The organism is Moraxella nasicaprae, assembly GCF_025643275.1.
Taxonomy (GTDB): domain Bacteria; phylum Pseudomonadota; class Gammaproteobacteria; order Pseudomonadales; family Moraxellaceae; genus Moraxella; species Moraxella nasicaprae.
The window spans coordinates 377,215-400,851 of the sequence record NZ_CP089977.1 but is presented as its reverse complement, the minus strand read 5'-3'; the positions used below and the strand labels follow the sequence as shown (position 1 = coordinate 400,851).

The window sequence follows — 23,637 nt, the reverse complement described above, 5'->3', positions numbered from 1 at the left end:
AGTTTGCCATCTTAAAATCAGCTTTGTGACAATGCTTGGGTCGATGTTTAAACAGAGTGTCTCTTGCTGTCTGTCAGGCATGATGATTGCGTGACGATGTTGTGTTGATTGGGCAATAGGATTATGTTGGGTAATGAGATTATTGATTTATGTATAAACTATTTGCGTATTGTTGCTGATTTGTATAGAATGAAAACAAAGACAAGCAACTGATAAGGAGTATCAATGTCTAATCAAGAAAATGTCGGTTTTTGGCGAAAATTATGGAATGCCTATAACCAGCTATGCAAAGACATGGGTGTGGAGCAAGGCGGCTGTCGTAGCTGCGTGCCAAAATATCAGTTTGATGACAATGGCAAACGCATCGAACATCGCTTGCCCGTTCAGGCAGATGAGGCTAATGATGCCAAATGAGCGAGTGTAAGTTGGCTTGTGTATCAAGATGATGTTTTGTCAAATGAGTGATAAGGATTGGCAAATTGGCTGATTGCTGGGTTTGCTGATGGATTGTGTGATGTTATTTGGGTTATAGGGAGTATAGATATGTTATGGTTTTTGGCGTGCGTTGCCTTGCTATTGATGGGCTATTTTTTATATAGCCAAGTCATTGAGAGGATTTTTGGCATTCGTCCAGAGCGAGCCACACCAGCTCATACGATGGCTGATGGTGTGGACTATGTACCGATGTCAAAACGCAAAATTTGGCTGATTCAACTGCTAAATATCGCTGGTACAGGTCCGATTTTCGGGCCAATCTTGGGGGCGTTGTATGGACCTGTGGCGATGCTGTGGATTGTGTTTGGCTGTATTTTTGCAGGTGCGGTGCATGATTACTTGACTGGCATGCTAAGCATTCGTAATGGTGGGGCGAATTTACCATTTTTGGCTGGTAAATATCTGGGCAAGCCTTTTAAACACTTTATGAACATCTTGGCGGTATTGCTACTGCTGCTGGTGGGCGTGGTGTTTGTGGCAAGTCCTGCTTCATTATTGACAAACATCACGATGGATTTGAGTGGTGCAACCAATGGCAGTTGGTCAAAAGAGACTATCTTGGCGGTATGGACGACCGTCATTTTTGCCTACTATATTTTGGCAACCTTAGTACCGATTGACAAAATCATTGGTCGCATTTACCCAATTTTTGGGGCATTGTTGTTATTCATGACTTTTGGTATGTTGTATGGCTTGCTTGCCAATGACATCAGTTTTTTCCGTACGGTCGGTACAGACATTGGTTTTGCTGATTTCTTCAAAAATATGCATCCAGACAATGTGCCGATTTGGCCAATTTTGTTTTTGACCATTGCCTGTGGGGCGATTTCTGGTTTTCATGCCACGCAAACACCACTGATGGCTCGTTGTGCCGAAAATGAAAAAGAGGCTCGCTTTATCTTTTATGGAGCGATGATTGCCGAGGGTGTGATTGCCTTGATTTGGTGTATGGTGGGGCTAAGTTTTTATGACAGTCAAGCTGGATTGGTGGAGGCATTGCAAGGTACACCGTCAAAAGTTGTCTATGATTCTGCGGTTGGCATGTTAGGCATGGCTGGCGGTATCATGGCGGTGCTTGGCGTGGTGGTTTTGCCGATTACCTCAGGTGATACAGCATTTCGTGCGGCTCGTTTGACGATTGCTGAATGGCTGAACTTTGAACAAAAAACATTGATGAAGCGTTTGATGATTGCTTTGCCGTTATTCGTGGTGGGCTTTTTGGTATCCAAAGTTGATTTTCAGATTTTGTGGCGTTATTTTGGTTGGGCAAACCAAACCACAGCTATGGTAACACTATGGGTAACTTCTGCCTATCTGATGAATAAAGGGAAATTCCACTGGGTATCTACCGTGCCTGCGATATTCATGACAGCGGTATGTACCACCTTTATTCTCAATGCTCCGATTGGCTTGGGATTGGATTATGACTTGTCGGTATGGCTGGGATTGGCGATTACTGCGGTGTCTTTTGTGGTATTCATGATGATGGTTCGCCCAACTAAGCAGCAGTTAGACGACTAAATCATCGTCAGATAATCAAAAAACACGATGGCTTAGGCTGTCGTGTTTTTTATTAAGTTTATTTAATAAAAAATATTGACAGACAGATTATTTTGTAATAGTATAAATTTGTAATAGTATAAAAATGCACAAGGAAGATGTGCTGATTATTGTTTTCTTTGTGCAATGTCTATCTTAATCAAAAAAGGAGTTTTTTATGAAAACACATCACCTATTGATGACTGGTACGCTCATCACGATGCTGGCAACAAGCATCGCTCATGCCGATGATGGCAAATAATCCCAAATAACTTTATAAAAATTGGATAGATGCGGTCTGCGACCGATGTGTCTTGTAAATCTCTTCATGGCGGTGGTTTAAGATTAAATATGGGTGTTTTAAAAGCCAGAATAGAGGCTTTCATGGAAGGTGCTTTTAACATCACAGATGGTATTTCTTGGCTTGAAAGTTGGCGATTTGATTCACAACCTTCAAAGAATGATACCAAATCCAAATAAGGTAATTCTGATGGCAAAAATACAAAGAACAACCAACAGTCGTGATGATGGTAAAAAGTTTGAACGAGAAGTGTTTAGATACAGATGGCAAAGACCAAATTCATCAATAATATCTAAACAATATCAATAGACTGCTTATGCGGTCTATTGATGATATGGAGGTTTGATGGATGGCGAATGTATTTATGGCATTGATTTTTGGTGCTTTTTTTACCTTGCTGTTTTGGAGAAAACATGTCATTGAATTTACGACCATGATACATGTATTGATTGTGTTGGTTTTGGTTGCGATGGCTGCTGTACATTCAGATATTGTTGAGACACAAAATCTAATTGAGACCAACGAGCTAAGAAAAGAATTGGGTGCTTCCGCTTTTAATTATGTTTATGCTGCCGTAACAAGAGCAATGTCGCCTTTTTTCATTATTTGGTTTTATCAAGGGTGGAAGGTTGCTCAGCTGAAAGAAAGGGTATTTTGGGCGGAATAATCAAGGAGTGTTGTGATGCTTGGATTTTTTGCAACAGAGCTGGTTTTTGCATGTCAGTTTTATTTGTTAGTCATGCTATTTCATGATAAGAAAATTCACTGGTGGCGTCTGCTACATATAGCGGTGGGGTTTTTGCCCAGTATTTTTTTATTGTGGCATTATCCAGAAAAGCAGACGGCGAATGTCATGGCAATGCATTTGGCGATGGTGTTAATCATATCATTGGTTGTTTCTCAAAGCTCTCGTCCGCAATATGAACAGTTGCTTCGTTCCCATATTTTTAGGGATAAATTTAGAATAAAAAAATTTTAACCAACCAATCAAGGAGTTAGACGATGATGACATATTATGATTTTTCTTTTGATTTGACGATGAGCATATTGGCATTTTTGGGACTTGCCAGTTTGGTATTTTGTTATTGGGACGGCAAGACAATCAAGCTAGATTGGTTGTTATTTACCATCGTTTTCTTTTTATTGGGTGTTTATACCAATCATATGTTTGGCGAGGAAACGCTTTATTTTCAATGGCTGGGCGGGGCGTTATATGCAGTTGGTATATGGCCAATCTTATTTGCCAATATGAAATATAAGGCGTGGCGACAACAATCGAAAAATCAATGAATAAAAAACAGCACCAATGACGGTGCTGTTTTTTTTGGATTGTCAATCAGCGTTCTAGGATGCAGGTTACACCCTGACCACCAGCAGCACAGATAGAAATCAATGCACGACCAGAGCCCTTTTGGGCAAGGAGTTTGGCAGCACTGGCAAGGATTCGCCCACCTGTGGCGGCAAAAGGGTGTCCAGCAGCCAGACTTGACCCATTGACATTGAGTTTAGTGCGGTCGATTGAGCCAAGCGGTGCATCTAGACCCAAGCGGTTTTTGCAAAAGTTTTCATCTTCCCATGCGGCAAGTGTCGATAGCACCTGTGATGCAAAGGCTTCGTGAATTTCATAAAAATCAAAATCCTGCAAAGTCAGACCAGCCTTAGCAAGCATTTTTGGCACAGCATAAGCAGGTGCCATCAAAAGTCCTTCGGTCAAGCCTTCTTTACCAATAAAATCCACCGCCGCTGTTTGCTGATGGGTTAGGTAGGCTAGGGGCTTATAACCGTGTTTATCTGCCCACTCGTCACTGGCAAGCAAAACACAAGATGCACCATCGGTTAATGGGGTGGAGTTGCCAGCGGTCATCGTGGGGTTGGCATTCTTTTTGCCAAATACAGGTTTTAGGCTGGCAAGTTTTTCAAGCGTGGTATCGGCACGCAGGTTGTTATCTTGGCTAAGACCTTTGTATGGTGTGATTAGGTCGTCAAAGAACCCCTCGGCATAGGCTTTGGCAAGATTTTGATGGCTTTGATAAGCCAATTCATCTTGGGCGGCACGGCTGATGTTCCATTCTAGGGCGGTAATGGCCTGATGCTCCCCCATCGATAGACGAGTGCGTGGTTCGCCATTTTGGGGGAAAGCAAGCAGTTGTTTTGGATTGATGGTGCTAAGAGCGGTCAGGCGGTCTTTGGCGGTCTTGGCATTACCCAGTCGAATCAAGGATTTTCGCACGCCATCGCCTAAGGCAATCGGTGCGTCCGAAGTCGTGTCCACCCCGCCTGCAATACCGCTATCGATGATACCAAGTGCGATTTTGTTGGCAACAGCAAATGCTGCCTGCAAGCCTGTACCGCACGCTTGGGAGATATCGTAGCTTGGTGTGGTTGGCGATAGGCGAGTGTTGAGCAGTGATTCTCTGGTAAGATTTAGGTCATTGCTGTGTTTTAGGACAGTGCCAGCAACAACTTCGCCAATCTCTTTATCCGCCAAATCAAACCGCTCAACCAAACCGTCCAATGCAGCACTTAACATATCAATATTGCTGGCATCGGCATACACACCGTTACTACGAGCAAAGGGAATGCGATTTCCGCCCAAGATGGCGACTTTTTTGATGGTCATGTGAAATTTCCTAATTGATGAATGGTGATTGGGCTTAGATTAGCATTATTTACCAACAAAATCATGAATTAAGCCAATTTTTCCTTATATTATAATAAAATATTATAAGAAATTTATATTTGAATACTTATGGTTATTATTTTGATTTAATTTTATACAGTGATTTATTTTATATTGACAATATTTTTTGATTTGTTTAAACTAAATGACAAAATTTAGTCGGGGTGCCTAGACCGTGATGGTCAGGCTGAGATGATACCCGTGAACCTGATACAGTTAGCACTGGCGTAGGGAACTAAGATGAACTTATTTGATTTATTTGACGGTTGTCTGCCGTCCTAACTAAGCCTTTTTTGGGTCTGTTTTATCAAGACCTAAAAGGGCTTTTGTCTTTTTGGTAAGCATCATATTGTCCAAGCAATTTTGATGAGTGCTTACTGTCTTGATGAATTTGACCTAAATACTGGTGGTTGATGACAATCTGCCATCAATCTTCGATGAATAAAATCGTTTTTAGGGAGAATTTATGAATTTTCAGTATCTATCCAAGATTCGCCAGCAAAACCCTTTGGTGCATAACATCACCAATCTGGTGTCTGCTCATTTTACCGCCAATGGATTGCTTGCCATTGGTGCATCGCCATTCATGTCGTCCACACTTGATGAGATGAGTCAAGTGCCTGCCATTGCCGATGCTTTGGTCATCAATATGGGGGCGTTGAGCATCACACAAGTAGAGGCGATGCTTGTGGCTGGCAAGGCGATGAATGAGCTGGGTAAGCCTGTGGTGCTAGACCCTGTGGGTGCTGGTGCAACTGCTTATCGTCAACAGATTGCCAAAAAACTGCTTAGCGAAATTCGTTTTTCTGCCATTCGTGGCAATGCTGGCGAGGTGGCGTTTTTGGCAGGTGTGGATTGGCAAGCCAAAGGCGTGGACGCTGGCTGTGGTCATGCTGATGTGGCGATGCTTGCCAAAGACTGTGCCAATCGATACGGCTGTGTTGTGGCGGTTAGCGGAGCGGTGGATTATGTCAGTGATGGCGATGTGGTCTTTACCATCAATAATGGCACACCAATGTTTCCCAAGATTACCGCATCTGGCTGTCTTTTGGCTGGCGTGTGCGGTGCATTTTTGGCGGTGGCAAATCCATCTGAGGCATTGCAGGCGGTTGTGGCGGCAGCTGGTAGCTATGCTGTGGCAGGAGAATTGGTGGCAGCTCGATTGGAACAAACCCAGTTGGGGCAGTTTTATGTGGGGCTGATGGATTGTCTTGGGGCGATTGATGATGACACGGTTGCCAAATTTGCCAAGATTGATGAGTATCAAGGAGGATTGTCATGATGTATCAAGCTCTAACCATCGCAGGGTCGGATTCTGGTGGCGGTGCAGGCATACAGGCAGATTTGAAAACTTTTGGGCTGTGCGGGGTGTTTGGCACTTCGGTGATTACCGCCATCACCGCCCAAAACACCAAAGGTGTGTTTGATATTCATCAGATACCGCCTAAGACCATCACAAGCCAGCTACATGCGGTGGTTGATGATTTTAGTATTAAGGCGTGCAAGATTGGTATGCTTGGCGATGTGGCAAGCATACAGGCGGTGTATGATTTTTTGGTACAGCACAAGGCAAGCGTTGGCAAATTGATTATCGACCCTGTGATGATTGCCAAAGGTGGGGCAAATTTATTACAAGAAAATGCGGTAACGGCATTGATAAAATTATTGCCATTGGCAGATGTCATCACGCCCAACATTCCAGAGGCACAAGTTTTGACAGGATTGAGCATTAGTGATGATGACAGCTTACAGCTTGCCATTGATAAGTTGCATCAAATGGGCATCAAAGGAGTCATCATCAAAGGTGGTCATCGTGATGATGAGTGGTGTCGTGATTGGGTGTCGGTAGGTGGTTCAAGATTTTTTGTGGAGCAAAGACGGATTTTACAGTCAGGGACGCACGGCACTGGTTGTAGTTTTTCAGCTTGCCTGACAGCTCAGCTTGCCAAAGGTGTGCCGATGATGGATGCCATCAAAGACGCTAAGGCATTCATCACGCACGCCATTGCCAACCCCATTAAGGTCGGAGGCGGCATCAATCCTGTCAATCATTGGGCAGGGGCGGACGCCATCAAAGCAAGGAAACATCTGTTATGAATTTGTCATCATTTGACCCCAAAATCCTAAATTTATACTTTATCGCAGGAACACAAGACTGTCGGCATCTAGCAGGCGACCGCAGCGAGCATCTGCTAAATATCCTACATCAAGCCTTGCAAGCAGGAATCAGCTGTTACCAATTTCGAGATAAGGGAGCATTTTCGCTGCAAGATAATCCAAGCGAACAAAAACAACTTGCCAAAGAATGCCAGCGGCTGTGCCAGCGGTATGGCGTGCCGTTTATTCTAAATGACATGGTGGAGCTTGCCTTTGAACTTGGCGTGGACGGCATTCATGTGGGACAGGGGGATAAGTCGATTATTGACATTGCCCAAGAAATGCCCAAACCGATGATTCTGGGTCTGTCGGTCAATACTCTGGAACAGGCTCGATATTGGGATAGCATACCGCAAGTGAGCTATTTTGGCACAGGTCCGATTTTCCCAACCCAATCAAAAAGCGATCAAAAACCTGCTGTCGGCATCGAATTTCCCAAAATTTTGCGACAAGCTGGTATCCAAAAACCTTTTGTGGCAATTGGTGGCATCACACATCAATCCGCTCAGACTTTGCGTACTTATGGAGCAAATGGCGTGGCAATCATCTCTGCCATCACGCAAGCTGACAACATCATAACTGCTGTGGAGCAACTAAAATGAACCAATCTGGCGATAATCATTATCTGTCTTTACCCCAAAAAAACAACCCCAAAAAAGTCGCCATCGCTACAATGACTGGCACAACCATTGAGTATTTTGACAACTATATCTATGCAATGGCGACGGTATTGGTGTTTTCTGAGCAATTTTTTGACCATAGTGACCCTGTTGCCAGTCAGATTGCAGCACTTTACACTTTTGCGGTCAATCTGTTGGCACGACCCGTGGGGGCGATGTTGTTTGGGCATTATGGCGATACTTTGGGGCGAAAAAATGCCCTTGTCATTTCACTGCTGTTGATGGGTGTTTCAACGGTGGTGATTGGTCTTTTGCCAACTTATGCCAGCATTGGCGTATGGGCGACAGTATTGCTATTTTTATGTCGTACCTTGCAGGGCATTGGACTTGGTGGCGAATGGGGTGGTGCGGCATTGGTGGCATTGGAAAACGCCCCACAAAGCAAGCGAGGATTATTCACTGCCTTTCCGCAGCTGGGAGCGGCACTAGGTCTGTTTTTGGCGAACTTGGTCTTTTTGGGATTGGCACTTGGCTTAGGTAAAGAGGCGGTCAGTGCTTGGGCGTGGCGATTGCCGTTCATTGCATCTGCTTGCCTTGTGATGATTGGTCTGTATGTGCGTCTTACTCTGCAAGAAAGTGCGGTTTTTGACCATGCAAAAAATCAGGATAAACTACACAAATTGCCCATTAAGCAGATTTTTACAACGCATAAAGTGCCGTTTTTTAAGGCGATTTTGATTGCTATTATTGGCTATGTGCAATTTTATATGGTGGTTATTTTTGGGCAGATTTATGCAAAGAGCAGTACGCAGCTGTCTGATTTTGGGCATGCACAGGGCTTAGGTTTGCCCAGTGAGCAGTTTACGATGGCATTGCTGTTTGGGGCGGTGGTATTTGCCATCAGTATTGTGGCGGCAGGTCATCTGTGTGATAAACTGGGTCGCAAAACTGTCCTAATTGCCAGCACCAGTCTGATTGGTGTGTTTGGGCTGTGTTTGCCGATGTTATTGGCACAAGATGGCTTGGTGTATCAGGCGGTCGGGCTGTATGGTTTTATTGGCATTGGCATGGTTTTGCTTGGGGCAAATTTTGGACCAATGGCGGTGATTTTGCCTGAGTTATTTGCCACGCAGGTGCGTTATCTGGGTGCGTCGCTTGGTTTTACTTTGGCGGGCATTTTGGGGGCAAGTGTAGCAACCATCGTCGCCATCAAGCTTAACGCTCAGTTTGGTCTTATTGGCGTGGGCTGCTATATGCTTGTCAATGCGGTGCTGTCGTTGATTGGTTTATTGATGGTGCGTGAGACTAAGCAGACCACGCTGACCTGATTGCCTTTACTGCTTTATTTGTAACCGTCGGTCGGTGTTTTGATGGGTTCATTAAGCTGGCTGGCGGTTTTTTGTGCGTTAAATGTGGTATTTGGTATGTAAGTTGGGTTTGGTTTTTTGATGATTTTGTGGTAAGGTGTTAGCATAAAATAAAATAGCAATACAGCCAATTTTTGGGAGAAATTATGAGTGACCGTTATGGCGAATTGATGCAGTCTTCTTTGGGTAGAAAAGTTGCCAAAAATCTAGGACTGCCTGTCCCAATGAAACTTGACCGCTATGAAGCAGGTCAGCCGATTTTGCGTGGCGAGGTGGCACTGGGTCTGTCTGTGGGCGATGATGAGGCGGTGCGTCAGCAGTTGGCACAGATTTTGGGCAAGCTATCTGCCAACATTTCCACCAATCAAGGCGAATTATTGACGCTTGCCAGCACCAGCTTAACTGAGCGATTGAGCGATGAGAATGCTCGCTTTAAAGTGGCAATTTTTGATGCCACCAACCTAAAAAACAGCGATGACCTAAAACAGGTTTATGAGTTTTTTCATCTGATTGCTCGTCGTATCAAGTCATCAGGCAGAATCATTGTCATTGCTCGCCCTGATTGTTGCACAGGGGGCGATGTGCATTTTGCCCTTGCTCAAAGAGCGTTGTTGGGTTTTGTTAAGTCGGTTGCCAAAGAGTTTAAAAAAGGCATCACCGCCCAAGTGCTATACCTACAAAAAGGTGCAGAAAACGAACTGGAACACACTTTAAATTTCTTCATGTCAGCAAAATCTGCCTATGTGTCAGGTCAGCCGATTACGATTTGCCAATCATCTTATCAGACCAATGACACTTTGGCTGGCAAAAAAATCCTAGTAACAGGGGCAAGTCGTGGTATCGGTCAAGCCATCGCCACTATCTTGGCACGAGATGGGGCAAAAGTGTATTGTCTTGATGTACCACAAGCCTTGCCAGAGCTACAAAAAGTGGCTGGACAGATTGGCGGTCAGGCATTACCGCTTGACATCACAGCAGACGATGCAGGCGAGCAGATTGTGCGTGCTTGTGGTCAGCTTGATGGTGTGGTGCATAATGCAGGCGTAACTCGTGATAAGACTTTGGCAAACATGAGTGAGGATAAGTGGGATTTGGTGCTAGGCATTAACTTGACTGCCATTGCACGCATCAATGATTATCTATTGGCACACGATGGTCTGTCTGATGCTGCACGCATCGTGTGCATATCGTCCATTTCGGGCATCGCTGGCAATCTAGGTCAGACCAACTATGCAATGAGTAAAGCTGGCGTGATTGGCTTGGTTGAGGCGACTGCCAAACTATTTAAAGGCACTCATCGCACCATCAATGCAGTCGCACCAGGATTTATCGAAACCAAGATGACAGGGCAAATTCCATTTGCCATTCGAGAGGCGGGTCGCCGTATGAACTCGATGACACAAGGGGGCGAACCTGTTGATGTGGCTGAGACGATTGCTTGGCTGATTGCACCACAAGCAGGCGGTATCAATGGTCGTGTGGTGCGTGTTTGCGGTCAGAGTATCTTGGGTGCATGATTGGTTCGTCAATAAACAGTAGGATAATGTATGTCAAAAAAACAATTTGACCAGTTGCCAAAGATGCACACCACTTACGCCAATGTCATCAAAAGCCTATTGCCAAGTAATGACAAAAAAGCAACTACTTTGCCTGATGATGTCTATGTGGTGGATAAGCTGGTAATTGACCAAGCCAACTTGCAAGAATACCGCAAAATCTGTGGTTTTGTGGACGATGGACGAGTGCCAGCGACTTATTTTGCGGTATTGTCTCAGACTTTGCAGATGAACATGATGGCAAAGCCAAACTTTCCATTTGCGATGCTTGGACTGGTACATCTAGAAAATAGCGTGACGGTACATCGGGCGATTTTTGATACCCAGACAGTCAGTATGTCGGTGCGTTTGGATAATTTGCGTGGACATGACAAAGGGCAGCAGTTTGATTTCATCACCAGCGTATCTGTGGGCGATGAGCTGATTTGGGAGGGGGTATCGACTTATTTGTGTCGTCAAAAAAAATCCAAACAACCCAAAGAGCAATCTACCGCACCACGACCCATCGCCACCCCAAAACCTGAACCAATGGCAGGGGGCGTACATGAAGTGCTGAGCATTGCCGAAGATATTGGCAGACGCTATGCGTTCGTGTCGGGCGATTTTAATTTGATTCATCTACACCCATTGTCAGCAAGGGCTTTTGGCTTTCCAAAGGCAATCGCTCATGGTATGTGGAGTAAGGCAAAAGCATTGGCAATCCTTGCCAAGACCTATGAATTGCCAGATTCTTATCGTGTCGATGTGACTTTTAAACAGCCGATATTTTTACCATCGCAGGTTGAGCTTATCAGCGACACTCCTTGTCAAATCGGTATTGAATTTGGCATTTATCAAGCTGATGGCGAAAAACCGCATTTGGTGGGTAGCATCGCCTATCTATAAATCATCAAACAAAAAACGGCATCTGGTTGATGATGTCGTTTTTTGTTTATCTTTATCCTAACCTAATGACAAGAATAACACCAATGATTGACTGGCAAGATTTTGACGAACTATTAGCACTGACTCAGTTTGACGATGCTCCTTGTGGTGGTGCATTGGCGATTTACCATCAAGGCAAGCAAGTGGTGAATACCGCCACAGGGCTTGCTTTACCTGACATGGCGTGGACGACCGATACTTTGTCGGTCAATTTTTCCATCGGTAAAGGCGTGATGGCGACTTTGATTGCCATTTTGGTATCCAAAGGAATGCTAGATTATCAAATGCCCATCGCTCATTACTGGCAAGCATTTGCTAAGCAGGGCAAGCAGCACATTCGCTTGATTGATGTCTTGACGCATACCGCAGGCTTATTTGATGTTCGTTCGGTGGCAAGCGATACCCAGACGCTGATTGACTGGCAGGCGATGACTGATTTGGTGGCACAGATGCCAACCAGCACGCCAGCAGGTCAAGAAAGCAAGCATTATGCCAGTGCGTACAGTGCCTTAGTGTCTGGCTGGATTTTGGGTGGATTGGTTGAGCGTGTAACAGGGCTAAGTTTGCAAGCGGCTCTTGATGAGTATCTTGCCAAGCCTTTGGATTTGGTGGGTCAGCTATACTATGGCGTGCCAAGTGATAAGTTGCATTTGATTGCCAAGCCCGAGCGATATTTTGACCCACAGACAGCAGACGCCCCCAGACGCAAGCCAACCCTAAAACCTGACAGCGATGCCACCAAACAAACCTTAGGCGAGCTACCTGTAACACCACTTTGGCAACAGGCGAGTGAGCTGACCACCGCCAACATCAATCGACTGTATTTTGACACCAGTCAGATGAATTTGGTTAATTATAAAAACGCTCTAATGCCAAATGGGCGAGATGGGCTAAGCTATCATAGCGATGAAGTTTTGACGGCAGTCATTCCTGCGGCAAATGGTGTCTCTACCGCCAATGCGTTGGCAACCATCTACGCCATGCACGCCAATGATGGTATCTGGCAAGACCAAATCCTCATCAATGCCCAGACACTTACTCAGATGCAAGCCATCTATACAGACGGCTTCGATGCTGTGATGCCTGCCAATATGCGTTGGCGAGCTGGATTTCATCGAGTATTTAGCTTGCAAAACGCCAGCCAAGCCTATGGACACATGGGTTATAACGGTTCTGTGGCGTTCTGTGACCCAAGCCGTCAGCTGTCTTTTGCCTTTATTCATAACTACGATACCACGATGCTCAATGATATTCGTCAATTTATTCTATCGGAAATGGCATTAAGTTTGGTATAATAGGTATTTTATCTATTTGGCGTGTCTTTTACGCTGATATATTATGATTTGATGATGGTTTATCATCAAGCCTTACAAAGATTGGCTAATTTGGGCAAAATCCTATACAAGCCAGCATGACTGCCAATATATCAGATATTGGGGAAGTGATTTTGTTCTTTGTGATGTGCTTATCAGCCATCATTTGTGATTGTTTTTAGGAGTAGCCTTGTGAGCGAACCAAGAGAATTAACCGTGATGATTTCTGCTGAGCAAATCGCCCAGCGTGTCAAAGAATTAGGCGATGCCATCAACGCCCACTATGCCAATAGCGATAAAGAGCTGGTGCTGGTTGGCTTGTTGCGTGGCTCGGTGCTGTTTATGGCAGATTTGTGCCGTCAAATCAACAAGTCGCACGAGATTGACTTTATGACGGTGTCAAGCTATATCAACAAGTCCACCGTATCTAGTGGCGATGTTAAGATTATCCAAGATTTAGACAGCGAGATTGCTGGCAAAGATGTACTAATTGTCGAAGACATCATTGATTCTGGTCGTACGCTATCTAAGGTAATGGAAATCCTACACACTCGCAACCCAAACTCTATCAACATCTGTACGCTGGTATCCAAGCCGTCTCGCCGTGTGATTGACTTGCCTGTGCAGTTTTTAGGCTTTGAGGTTGAGGACAAATTCATCGTTGGCTATGGACTGGATTACGACCAAAAATACCGCCATCTACCATTCATTGGCGAGATTGGTCTGTGATAACATGGGCGGATTAGCGTAGGCTAAAATCCGCCCATTTTTATTTGTCATATCTGCCAAGTTCATACACCAAGACTGCACGCTTTGATACAGACTTTGGTCTGATGGGCGTTTGATTGGTTTGGTATCTTGATGATTTGGCTTTTGGCAAAACACCGTATTTATCTTCATTAACCCAAGTTACCCCTCACATTCATTTTTATAAGGAACTAACCATGTCATTGGTATTGGACGGAAAAGCACTGGCAAGCAACATCGAAAACGAACTACGCACTCGTGTTGAACGCCTCAAACAGACCACAGGACGCACGCCCATTTTGGCGACCATCTTGGTGGGCGATGACCCAGCGTCAGCGACTTATGTGCGTATGAAAGGCAATGCCTGCAAGCGAGTCGGTATGGACAGCATTCGTGTTGAGATGCCCCAAGAGACGACCACAGAGCAACTGCTTGCCAAGATTGATGAGCTTAATGCCAATCCAGATGTGCATGGCATTTTGTTACAGCACCCTGTACCTGCTCAGATTGATGAGCGAGCCTGCTTTGATCGTATCAGCCTAACCAAAGATGTGGACGGTGTAACTTGCTTGGGCTTTGGGCGTATGGCGATGGGCGAGCCTGCCTACGGTTCTTGCACGCCGCAGGGTATCATGCACCTATTAGAGCATCATCAGATTGAGCTGGCTGGCAAGCACGCTGTCGTGGTTGGTCGTAGTGCCATCTTAGGCAAGCCGATGGCGATGATGTTGCTTAATGCTAACTGTACCGTTACCATCTGCCATTCTAAGACGGTCAATCTTGCCGAGCATATCCGCCAAGCCGACATCGTGGTCGGGGCGGTTGGGGTGCCAGAACTCATCAAAAAAGATTGGATTAAGACAGGAGCGGTCGTGGTCGATGCAGGTTTCCACCCAACCGATGAGGGCGGCTGTGGCGATATTGAGCTTGATGGTATTCAGGAGATTGCCTCAGCATACACGCCTGTACCAGGTGGGGTAGGGCCGATGACCATCAATACCCTGATTCGTCAGACGGTCGAAGCTGCCGAGGCAAAAGTGCAATCATGATACCGTCATGAATCATTGGTGCCACACAAAAAAAGACGGATTATCGCCGTCTTTTTTATTATTGTTGTTGATTAGCATTGGTAAAAATATACAATTTCTTACAAAAATACATGATGCAAATATTAGTTTACATAATTGGCAAATTTACCGTCTATGGACTGCCTTATTCAAATATTTTTATGATAAATAGCTAAATATTCATCATTTATATCGAATAAAATGATTATGAAATAAAATAATATAAAAAAATGAAGTAATGGACAAAAAATCTAGTAAAATCAAGTTTTTTCAGATTTTTTGAAATATTATCCCATTCTTTTATCATCAAAAAATTCATGGATATTGCATATTTTTTATACAAATTTGATTTTATCAAAAAGTGTGATATATGTTTTAAATTGTTAAATTATGATAATATTTCTAATTGTAATGATATGTAACAAAAAAATAAATCCTCAATTGAATATTTTATAACTATATGATTTTTAATAATTTTTTTAAATTATAACAAAAAATGAACAAATATACACAATGATAAAAAACTAAAATTTCGCAGGGGGGGGGGGGAGTAGATTTTTTAAATTTAGATGATATAATCTACACAACTTGCCAAATTTCTTTCAATGATGGGTTTTTGGTAAGGGTTAGTATTTTTGATTAATTGTTAAATTTTTATAACAAAATCATCTTTTTTGTTTAAAATTTAATCGATCTATCATTTTAAACCTTAATTTTTGAGAAGACTTGTTTATGAATAAAGTTTATAAAGTCATTTGGAACGCAGCGTCTGGTACTTGGACAGCGGTTTCAGAAATTGGCAAATCAAAAACCAAAACCAAATCATTGAGTGTAGCAGCGACTGCTGTTGCCTTGGCTGTGGCAGGTGAAGCTGTTGCTGCAACTGCACAACCTGGCGGTATCGCCATTGACCCAAAAGCTGCACAAGTTGTTGTGGCTGCAGGTGCTGGCACTAATACTGCTTCTGCTGGTAGCTTAGGTATTTCTATCGGTAGTGGTGCTACCACCGTTGGTGATGGTGGTAGTGCTATTGCTATTGGTACCAATACTTCTGCACAAAATGCCTCTATTGCTATCGGTGGTAATGCCATTGGTGGCAATCGAAGTGGTATTGCCATTGGTACAAATGCCAATGCAACAGGCTCTGACTTAAATGCCAAAATTGCTATTGGTGCTAATGCTAATGTAACTGGCTCAGGTAATGGTATTGCACTTGGTACTAACGCCACCTCACAAGCAAAAAACGCCATCGCATTAGGTACTGATGTTGTTGCTGACAAAGATGGTGCAATGGCCATCGGTCCAGGCAACACTCATGCTTCTGGTACAAACGCAATGGCATTGGGTAATGGTGCAGCCGCTTCTGGCGAATACTCATCTGCCATCGGTGTGAGTTCTGTTTCTAGCGGTCGTGACTCTTTGGCACAAGGTTCTGGTGCAACTGCAACTAACCAAGGTGCATCAGCCACAGGTGCTTTGTCACACGCAACCGCTACCGCAGCCACCGCATCTGGTGGTTACTCACAAGCAACTGCTGAATTCGCAACTGCTTCTGGTGCATTATCTACCGCTTCTGGCGTGCGTTCTACTGCTGTTGGTGCTAGCTCTGTGGCACAAAGCAGCGGCTCAATCGCTGTTGGTAACCAAGCCAAAGCAACTGCTGACCGTGCTACTGCTATTGGTAACGGCACAACAGTAAGTGCACCACTTTCAACCGCAACAGGTGCTCAAAATAATGTTGCAGGCACAGCATCTAGTGCTTTTGGTGCTCAAAACAATGTGACTGGTTCATATTCTAACGCTGTTGGTGCAGGCAACCAAGTATCTGGTTCATATTCTAATGCTGTTGGTACCTTGAACAATGTTACTGGCACAGCATCTACCGCTATCGGTCTAAATAACACCGTGATTGCGAACAATGCGTTTGTATTAGGTAGTAATATCACCAACCCACACGCCAACTCTGTGGTATTGGGTGCAAACTCTGCACCAGTAGGTTACACCACCGCTGGCGATACTGAAATCGTTTCAAGCAGCGGTAAGTCTTTTACCTATGGTGAAGATAACTATGCAGGCGTGCCAGACGAAAATAAAACAGGTAACTATCTTTCTATCGGTGCTGCTGGTGACGAGCGTCAAATCAAGAATTTGGCCGCAGGTAAAATCTCTGCTGACTCAACCGATGGTGTGAACGGTTCTCAGCTATTTGCTGTCATGTCTCGTATTGAAAGTGTGGCAAATACTGGTTTCCAATTAGGTGAGAACGACACTGCTGGTACCATTCACAACAACGCAACCAACATTGGTCTAAACAACAAGATTGACTTTAACAATGGTGATTTGACTGTTGCTAAGGTTATTGTTAACCCAGAAGATGGCGGTGCAAAAGTCATTTATGATGTTGTTACCCAAGAGCTAAAAACAAATGCAACTGACGGCAAGGCTGTTGTTGGCGATACACCTGCCAAGGCTGGTAACACCAACCAAGCTGCCGCTAATCCAAATGCACTAACCACCGCTCAAAATGTTGTTGATGCCATCAATGCCTCAGGCTGGACAACAACTAACAGCGATGGCACTACTTCTGTGGTTAATCCTGGTGATAAAGTAAACTTTGTCAGCGGCAATGGCACAAAGGCAAATGTGGTTACCAATGGCGATACCACAGTTGTTAAATATGACATCGACACCACAACTTTGTCAGTAGCACCAGACAACACTGGTAAAATCAACACCCCTGACAGTACAGAAGGTAGCAAGCTACTAAATGCAACAACCATTGCTAACGCTATCAACAATGCTGGCTTTACTTTGAAGCATTCAGCGGTTAATGGTGGTGACGACCTAGGTGGTGCAAGCGAGCTAATCAATGCAGGCGACGCTGTTGAAATGATTGCTGGCAAAAACCTATCTGTTAAACAAGATGCTGCTGGTAAAATCACTTACGCACTAAAAGAAAATGTCAGCCTAACCAATATCACCGTTGGCGGTCAGCCTGCCCAAGATGGTCAGCCTGCCAAAGCTCCAATCACTATTGGTGCTGATAAAGATGGTAACAATAGTATTTCTGGCTTGAACAATACATTGCCAGAGACGACCAATGCAACCAAAACTCAGCCAGCACCAAGCATTGCTCCGCAAGACCAAACCAAAGCTGCCACCGTTGGTGATGTGCTAAATTCTGGTTGGAATTTGAAGAGTGACAACAAAGATGTTGATTTTGTAAAACCTTATGACACAGTTGAATTCAACTCTGGCACTGGTGTTAAAGTAACAACCACCAGCAATGGCACTAATACCCAAGTATCTTTCTCATTGGCTGGCACTTCTATTTTGGAAACCAAACCAAGCACAACGACCACTGATGCTGAAGATGGCGTCATCAAAGTAAAAGATGGCGATGATTTGGGTGGTTTCGTTGGTGCAGGCACTGTTATCAATGCTATTAACAATGCAGGCTGGAAAGCAACTTCTGGCACAACTGGCACAGGCAAGCGTGGTGATGAAGGTGCAACCATTGAAGTGGTGAAAGCAGGCGAAGAAGTGAAATTCATCGCTGGCGACAACCTAATCATGAAGCAAGAAGGTCAAGAGTTTACCTACTCGCTAAATCCAGAAGTGACATTGGATAAAATCACCGTTGGCGGTCAGCCTGCCCAAGATGGTCAGCCTGCCAAAGCTCCAATCACGATTGGTGCTGACGAAGATGGCAACAATACCATCGATGGTCTAAACACCACCATCAAAGCACCAGAAAGTGCCTCTAATGAAAACGACAGCAAGCCAACCAAAGAGCAACAGGACAATGCAGCGACATTGGGTGATGTGCTTAATGCTGGCTGGAATTTGAAAAACAATGGTAATGCTGTTGATGTGGTAACTGCTTATGATACCGTTGATTTTGTTGATGGTAAAAACACAAAAGCGGTTGTCAAAGTGAATGCAACCACAGGTGCAAATGAGATTGCTTATGATGTTGAGGGCGACATCAAAGGTGTTACTTCTATCACTCTAAACACCCCAGCAAAACCAGCTGATGACACAACGCCAGCTACTCCTGAGCAGCCAAGTGCCATCATTAGCGTTGATAACAACGGTAGAAATGGTGTTGATGGTACTAATGGTGTTGGTGGTACAGAAGAAAATACCAAAACTCGTATCGTGTATGTACCAACAGATAAAGATGGCAACCCTGTTAAAGATGAAGATGGCAACACCATCAAAGAAACACTTGCTACTTTAAATGACGGCATCAAATTTGCTGGCAACACCAACAAGGTTGATCCAGCGACAGGCGAAGTACTAAAAGATGCTAATGGCAACCCAATCAAAGAAACCATCAACACCAAATTGAATGAGCAGTTGGTGATTCGTGGTGGTTTGAACAGCTCAGAGCCAGCATCTGACAGAAACACCCGTGTAGATGTTGAGAATGGCGAATTGGTTGTTAAAATCGCTGACAAACCAACTTTTGATGCCATTAAGCTAACCACACAACCAAAAGTTGATGCACAAGGCAACCCTGTGTTTAACCCAGTACCAACTTTGACTGGTGTTCAAGGTAAAGATTTGCAAGTTGATGGTGTGACGCCAAACAACCCAGCTCGTGATGTTGCCGCAATCAGTGTTGCTGATGATAAGGGCAATCCATCTCAAATCACGAATGTGGCTAACGGTGCAATCAACCCAACATCTACTGATGCCATCAATGGTGCTCAGCTGTATGCAGTGGTTGATAAAGTATCAGGCAAACTTGATGGTGTGACCAATAGCGATAGCAATTTGATTATCACCACCAAGACTGATCCTAAAACTGGTGAAAAAACCGCCAATATCGATCTAAGCCCAGTGGTTACCATTGGTCCAAAAACTGGTGGCAACCCTGTGACTGTTGATGGTAACAAAGGTACAATCGGTGGTCTAACCAATAAGACTTTCGACCCACAAAACATCACCAGCGGTCAAGCAGCAACCGAAGATCAGCTAAAAGCAGTTGCTGATGCTGCAAACAATGCAAGCACAGCAATCAATGGCGTGCTAAACAAAGGTCTAAACTTTGCTGGCAACCAAGGCGAGGTGATTAACAAGAAACTTGGTGAGCAAGTTGATGTTATCGGTGGTCTAGCCAATGATGCAAAAGCAAGCGACATCAATACTCGTGTTGATAGCGAAGACGGTAAGTTGGTTGTGAAGATTGCAGAAGATGCGAAGTTCACTACTGTAACAGCGACCGATAAAGTATCTATCGGCACAAACGGCCCATCTATCAGCAAAGACGGTATCGATGCTGCTGGCAAGAAAGTAAGCAATGTTGCTACTGGTACTGATGACAATGACGCTGTGAATGTTAAGCAGCTAAATGATCTTATCAAAGAATTTGCAAACACCACCAAGGTCTCTACTGCGGTAGATGTAACAGCAACCAACGCTGTGGCAAATGGTAAAGATGGTAAAGATGGTAAAGATGGTAAGCAATCTGAGCTATCTAAAGACGGCATTACTTTGATTGCTGGCGATAACATCACCCTAACGCAAAAAGCTGGCGATGTTACCATTGCAGTATCAAAGAATCCAACCTTTGAAACCATTGGTCTAAATGGTAAAGATGGTTCAAATCTTAACATCTCAACCGAGAAAGGCTATGATGATGCCAACACCAATGAAAAAGGTGCAAATGGCGTTGATGGCACAAACGGTGCAGGTGGTCAAGGTAAGACTCGTATCACTTACACCGATCCAGCTACAGGTGTTAAAGAGCAAGTAGCCACCATGAATGATGGTTTGGTATTTGCTGGTGACTCTGGTGAAGACTCTGCTGTTAAGTTGAACAATAAAGTTACTTTGACTGGCGGTGAAAAAGATCAAGCCAAACTATCTGACAATGCTAACATTGGTGTAGTATCAGATGGTAAAGGCGGCTTGGCAGTGAAACTGGCTAAGAATGTTGATTTGGGTAATGATGGCTCAGTGAAAACTGGCAATGTATCTATCAGCGGCTCAGGTGTCAATGCTGGCAATCAGAAAGTAACCAATGTTGCTGACGGTACCATCGCAGCAAATAGCAAAGACGCCATCAATGGTGGTCAGCTATACAATGTTGCTAATACATTCAACAACAACTTGAATAACACTGCAAATGCTCTAAACGGACGCATCAATGATGTAGAAGACAAAGCAGAAGCAGGTACTGCGGCAGCATTGGCAGCGGCTGGCTTGCCACAAGTTTACCTACCAGGTAAAAACCTAGTGGCAGTAGCAGCAAGTACCTATGAAGGTAAGACTGGCTATGCAGTTGGTTTCTCTAGCATCAGCGATGGTGGCAACTGGATTCTAAAAGGTACTGCGACTGGTAACTCAGAAAGCAAGTTCGGCGGTACTGTTGGTCTAGGCTATCAATGGTAATCTGACCACTCAAACCTCCCCACCCCTGCGGTGGGGCGGTTTCCCATTTATTTTTAAGGACTTATTATGAAAAACATTCTGTTTAAAGCCCTAACTGTATCAGCCCTAGCTGCTGCGGTTACTGCTTGTGCCACTACTCCTACCAAAGTCACCAAAGAAGGTACTACTGAAAACCCAGTATGGCCTCGTTGGGATTCTGTGACTTTTGACAAAAATCGTGGTACTTTCCCAAATCTTGCTAGCCTAAAAGAAGTCAAAGCTGGCATGACCAAAGACCAACTATATCATCTACTAGGTCGTCCACACTATGATGAAGTATGGCGTCCTCGTGAGTGGAACTATCTATTCCACTTCCACACCCCAGGTGTTGGTACTGATGGCGTAACTACTTGCCAATTTAAAGTCCTATTTGACAAAGACAAGTTCACTCGTTCATTCTTCTGGAACCCAGTAGATCCAGTTGATGCAGTTTGCCCACCACCAGTACAAGAAGCTGCACCACAAGTCATCATCAAAGAAGTAGCTGTACCAGCACCAGCACCAGTTGCTCCTGCTGCACCACAACTACAACGCTACACGCTAAATGCTGATGCACTATTTAGATTTGACAAGCACACTGTGGGCGACATGCTACCACAAGGTCGTCAAGACCTAGATGAGCTTGCTGCTCGTCTACGCACTTTCGACCAGCTAAACGCTGTCATCGTTACAGGTCATACCGACTTCCTAGGTACTGACGCTTACAACCAACGCCTATCTCAAAACCGTGCTCGCACTGTGACTAACTACCTAGTAGAGCGTGGCGTACCAGCAAACATCATTCGTTCTGTTGGTGCTGGCGAAACTGACCCAGTTAAACAATGTGACACCAAACTACCACGCAACCAACTTATCGACTGCTTGCAACCAAACCGTCGTGTGACCGTTGATGTGGATGGCTCTGGTATCCTAAATCCATAATCTTGTTAGTATTTACTGTTTGACAAACACACAAACAGTAAACACAGAAGATGACAAAACACCGCCCTTGATGGGTGGTGTTTTTTGTGGGCGTGTTTTTGTTTTGGTGTTTGAGTGATTTTTGTTATTGATAAAGGACTTGGTCAAATCATGCTAAAAATATAGTATACTAAATTCACTTTAAAACCCTACAAATCTATGCTAAAATATCGCTATTATGGCATATTCAATAGAACTTAAACAAAAGGCCTTAGCCTACTTAGAGCAGTGTGGTAATATTAGCACAGTTTGTACTGCTTACAACATTTCAAGAAGCACCTTGTATGCTTGGATTAAAAAACAAGAACAAGGTGATTTGTCCTGTCAAAGTGGTGGCAATCGTGGTGTTAAAGTGGACAGAAATAAGCTTAAAACTTATGTAGAGCAAAACCCTGATGCTTACTTGTATGAAATTGCTGAAGTTTTTAATTGTGGTACAAGTACCATCTTTTATGCTTTACGCTCTCTTGGTATTACCCATAAAAAAAGACCACAAGTTACAAAGAACAAGACCCAAACAAAATCAAAGACTATCAAGACAGGCTAAAACAGTTACAAAGCATACAAGACTACGAGCTTGTTTATGTAGATGAAACTGGTATTGACACTTACCTACACCGCACCCACGCCAGAAGTTTAAAGGGTCAAAAAGTCTATGATAAGGTGAGTGGTAAATATTATCAACGCATATCATTGGTTGCTGGACAAATTGGTAACAAAGCCAAAAACTTGATTGCTCCACTTATCTATCAAAACACAATGGTAAGCAACTTATTTGAAACTTGGTTTGAACAAATGCTTCTACCTAGCCTTGACAACCACGCCAAGCAAACAGGTAGACCTTGTATCATCATCTTAGATAATGCAAGATTTCATAGAATGAAGCAGTTACAGGTACTTGCTAATAACACAACATGCAAACATGTTATCTTGCCACTCCCACCTTATTCACCTAACCTAAACCCCATAGAACACACTTGGGCAACTATTAAGAGATGGCTTAGAAGTCATCTGTCAAAGTTTGAGAGTATTGAAGGTGGGCTGATGTCTTATTTTGAGTTGAATTGAGTATAAATTAAGCTCAAAACACATTATATTAAGTTTTTTCGTTCGTGATAAGCTTGCCTGCCCATAATGGAAAACCCTCACCCGAAGGCAAGCTTGGGGCGAACGGTTTTGGTGATTTTTTGAAGTTAAATCACTATATATGACTTTTTTGCTAAGTTTGAGGCATATCTTAAAAGCCAATCAAGATTTTTGTTTGTGGCAGGCTTGGGAAATCAAGCAAAAACCACTTCACTCGTTGATAATTCGACAAGCCTATTACTAAGAGAAAGGGTTTTTGTATGATTTTGATGTGAGTTGAATATATTTTTTGGCATTGATGTGGGCTTGTATAAGATGGACATGATGAGTAACAGACCATCACATCATTGGTGATGAATGGCTTGTATAAATTGTTATGGCAAG

19 protein-coding genes and 1 riboswitch are annotated in these 23,637 nt (G+C 43.9%); of the genes, 18 read left to right on the top strand and 1 reads right to left on the bottom strand.

Annotation, left to right across the window (positions count from 1 at the left end; translation table 11 throughout):
* The first annotated feature begins 225 nt into the window (after positions 1-225).
* The 5 genes from LU297_RS01685 (at position 226) to LU297_RS01665 (ending at position 3,625) form a co-directional block, all read left to right on the top strand.
* Positions 226-414, top strand: coding sequence for a DUF5363 family protein (locus LU297_RS01685; RefSeq protein ID WP_263076690.1), 189 nt, complete (start codon positions 226-228; stop codon positions 412-414).
* Positions 415-543: 129 nt separating this feature from the next.
* On the top strand, positions 544-2,016 hold the full coding sequence (locus LU297_RS01680) for a carbon starvation CstA family protein (protein ID WP_263076689.1): 1,473 nt from the start codon (positions 544-546) through the stop codon (positions 2,014-2,016).
* A gap of 668 nt (positions 2,017-2,684) precedes the next feature.
* Positions 2,685-3,002 carry a hypothetical protein gene (locus LU297_RS01675; protein ID WP_263076688.1) on the top strand — a complete coding sequence of 106 codons (318 nt, stop codon included), beginning with the start codon at positions 2,685-2,687 and terminating at the stop codon, positions 3,000-3,002.
* A 15-nt stretch (positions 3,003-3,017) separates the two neighbouring features.
* Positions 3,018-3,314, top strand: coding sequence for a hypothetical protein (locus tag LU297_RS01670; protein ID WP_263076687.1), 297 nt, complete (start codon positions 3,018-3,020; stop codon positions 3,312-3,314).
* Between the two features lie 23 nt (positions 3,315-3,337).
* Positions 3,338-3,625 carry a hypothetical protein gene (locus tag LU297_RS01665; protein WP_263076686.1) on the top strand — a complete coding sequence of 96 codons (288 nt, stop codon included), beginning with the start codon at positions 3,338-3,340 and terminating at the stop codon, positions 3,623-3,625.
* A gap of 46 nt (positions 3,626-3,671) precedes the next feature.
* Here LU297_RS01665 and LU297_RS01660 read toward each other — a convergent pair whose 3' ends face one another.
* Positions 3,672-4,955 carry an acetyl-CoA C-acetyltransferase gene (locus LU297_RS01660; protein ID WP_263076685.1) on the bottom strand — a complete coding sequence of 428 codons (1,284 nt, stop codon included), beginning with the start codon at positions 4,953-4,955 and terminating at the stop codon, positions 3,672-3,674.
* A gap of 210 nt (positions 4,956-5,165) precedes the next feature.
* A riboswitch (TPP riboswitch) is annotated at positions 5,166-5,266 on the top strand.
* Between the two features lie 215 nt (positions 5,267-5,481).
* Here LU297_RS01660 and thiM point away from each other — a divergent pair.
* The 13 genes from thiM to LU297_RS10030 all read left to right on the top strand — a co-directional run bounded on the left by thiM (position 5,482) and on the right by LU297_RS10030 (position 23,235).
* Positions 5,482-6,297, top strand: coding sequence for a hydroxyethylthiazole kinase (thiM, locus tag LU297_RS01655; protein ID WP_263076684.1), 816 nt, complete (start codon positions 5,482-5,484; stop codon positions 6,295-6,297).
* The gene (thiD, locus tag LU297_RS01650) at positions 6,294-7,112 is read left to right on the top strand and encodes a bifunctional hydroxymethylpyrimidine kinase/phosphomethylpyrimidine kinase (RefSeq protein WP_263076683.1); all 819 of its coding nucleotides are present in this window, start codon (positions 6,294-6,296) and stop codon (positions 7,110-7,112) included. The genes thiM and thiD overlap by 4 nt, the downstream gene beginning before the upstream one ends.
* Positions 7,109-7,774, top strand: coding sequence for a thiamine phosphate synthase (thiE, locus tag LU297_RS01645; RefSeq protein WP_263076682.1), 666 nt, complete (start codon positions 7,109-7,111; stop codon positions 7,772-7,774). The genes thiD and thiE overlap by 4 nt, the downstream gene beginning before the upstream one ends.
* Positions 7,771-9,120, top strand: a complete 1,350-nt coding sequence (locus tag LU297_RS01640) for an MFS transporter (RefSeq protein ID WP_263076681.1) — start codon at positions 7,771-7,773, stop codon at positions 9,118-9,120. Before thiE ends, LU297_RS01640 begins: the two co-directional genes overlap by 4 nt.
* 185 nt (positions 9,121-9,305) lie before the next feature.
* Entirely contained in the window at positions 9,306-10,676 is a 1,371-nt protein-coding gene (locus LU297_RS01635; protein ID WP_263076680.1) for a 3-oxoacyl-ACP reductase, read from the top strand.
* A gap of 30 nt (positions 10,677-10,706) precedes the next feature.
* Positions 10,707-11,600, top strand: coding sequence for a MaoC family dehydratase (locus tag LU297_RS01630; RefSeq protein ID WP_263076679.1), 894 nt, complete (start codon positions 10,707-10,709; stop codon positions 11,598-11,600).
* An 83-nt stretch (positions 11,601-11,683) separates the two neighbouring features.
* Positions 11,684-12,934, top strand: coding sequence for a serine hydrolase domain-containing protein (locus LU297_RS01625; RefSeq protein WP_263076678.1), 1,251 nt, complete (start codon positions 11,684-11,686; stop codon positions 12,932-12,934).
* A 237-nt stretch (positions 12,935-13,171) separates the two neighbouring features.
* Entirely contained in the window at positions 13,172-13,681 is a 510-nt protein-coding gene (gene hpt, locus LU297_RS01620; RefSeq protein ID WP_263077303.1) for a hypoxanthine phosphoribosyltransferase, read from the top strand.
* 215 nt (positions 13,682-13,896) lie between these two features.
* Positions 13,897-14,748 carry a bifunctional methylenetetrahydrofolate dehydrogenase/methenyltetrahydrofolate cyclohydrolase FolD gene (gene folD, locus LU297_RS01615; protein ID WP_263076677.1) on the top strand — a complete coding sequence of 284 codons (852 nt, stop codon included), beginning with the start codon at positions 13,897-13,899 and terminating at the stop codon, positions 14,746-14,748.
* 750 nt (positions 14,749-15,498) lie between these two features.
* Positions 15,499-21,168: a YadA-like family protein gene (locus LU297_RS01610; protein WP_263076676.1), complete on the top strand. Its 5,670-nt coding sequence runs from the start codon at positions 15,499-15,501 to the stop codon at positions 21,166-21,168.
* Positions 21,169-21,234: 66 nt separating this feature from the next.
* A complete protein-coding gene (locus LU297_RS01605; RefSeq protein WP_263076675.1) occupies positions 21,235-22,128 on the top strand; it encodes an OmpA family protein in 894 nt (297 codons plus the stop codon).
* Positions 22,129-22,345: 217 nt separating this feature from the next.
* Complete coding sequence (locus tag LU297_RS10035; RefSeq protein WP_115007331.1) at positions 22,346-22,714, top strand: IS630 transposase-related protein; 369 nt, start codon at positions 22,346-22,348, stop codon at positions 22,712-22,714.
* Positions 22,690-23,235, top strand: coding sequence for a transposase (locus tag LU297_RS10030; RefSeq protein ID WP_349773723.1), 546 nt, complete (start codon positions 22,690-22,692; stop codon positions 23,233-23,235). Before LU297_RS10035 ends, LU297_RS10030 begins: the two co-directional genes overlap by 25 nt.
* The last annotated feature ends 402 nt before the right edge of the window (positions 23,236-23,637 follow it).

What these genes read in the sequence shown, in the direction of transcription:
- LU297_RS01685 (WP_263076690.1), top strand. Translation starts at nt 226, where the DNA reads ATGTCTAATCAAGAAAATGTCGGTTTTTGGCGAAAATTATGGAATGCC.
- LU297_RS01680 (WP_263076689.1), top strand. Translation starts at nt 544, where the DNA reads ATGTTATGGTTTTTGGCGTGCGTTGCCTTGCTATTGATGGGCTATTTT.
- LU297_RS01675 (WP_263076688.1), top strand. Translation starts at nt 2,685, where the DNA reads ATGGCGAATGTATTTATGGCATTGATTTTTGGTGCTTTTTTTACCTTG.
- LU297_RS01670 (WP_263076687.1), top strand. Translation starts at nt 3,018, where the DNA reads ATGCTTGGATTTTTTGCAACAGAGCTGGTTTTTGCATGTCAGTTTTAT.
- LU297_RS01665 (WP_263076686.1), top strand. Translation starts at nt 3,338, where the DNA reads ATGATGACATATTATGATTTTTCTTTTGATTTGACGATGAGCATATTG.
- LU297_RS01660 (WP_263076685.1), bottom strand. Translation starts at nt 4,955, where the DNA reads ATGACCATCAAAAAAGTCGCCATCTTGGGCGGAAATCGCATTCCCTTT.
- thiM (WP_263076684.1), top strand. Translation starts at nt 5,482, where the DNA reads ATGAATTTTCAGTATCTATCCAAGATTCGCCAGCAAAACCCTTTGGTG.
- thiD (WP_263076683.1), top strand. Translation starts at nt 6,294, where the DNA reads ATGATGTATCAAGCTCTAACCATCGCAGGGTCGGATTCTGGTGGCGGT.
- thiE (WP_263076682.1), top strand. Translation starts at nt 7,109, where the DNA reads ATGAATTTGTCATCATTTGACCCCAAAATCCTAAATTTATACTTTATC.
- LU297_RS01640 (WP_263076681.1), top strand. Translation starts at nt 7,771, where the DNA reads ATGAACCAATCTGGCGATAATCATTATCTGTCTTTACCCCAAAAAAAC.
- LU297_RS01635 (WP_263076680.1), top strand. Translation starts at nt 9,306, where the DNA reads ATGAGTGACCGTTATGGCGAATTGATGCAGTCTTCTTTGGGTAGAAAA.
- LU297_RS01630 (WP_263076679.1), top strand. Translation starts at nt 10,707, where the DNA reads ATGTCAAAAAAACAATTTGACCAGTTGCCAAAGATGCACACCACTTAC.
- LU297_RS01625 (WP_263076678.1), top strand. Translation starts at nt 11,684, where the DNA reads ATGATTGACTGGCAAGATTTTGACGAACTATTAGCACTGACTCAGTTT.
- hpt (WP_263077303.1), top strand. Translation starts at nt 13,172, where the DNA reads ATGATTTCTGCTGAGCAAATCGCCCAGCGTGTCAAAGAATTAGGCGAT.
- folD (WP_263076677.1), top strand. Translation starts at nt 13,897, where the DNA reads ATGTCATTGGTATTGGACGGAAAAGCACTGGCAAGCAACATCGAAAAC.
- LU297_RS01610 (WP_263076676.1), top strand. Translation starts at nt 15,499, where the DNA reads ATGAATAAAGTTTATAAAGTCATTTGGAACGCAGCGTCTGGTACTTGG.
- LU297_RS01605 (WP_263076675.1), top strand. Translation starts at nt 21,235, where the DNA reads ATGAAAAACATTCTGTTTAAAGCCCTAACTGTATCAGCCCTAGCTGCT.
- LU297_RS10035 (WP_115007331.1), top strand. Translation starts at nt 22,346, where the DNA reads ATGGCATATTCAATAGAACTTAAACAAAAGGCCTTAGCCTACTTAGAG.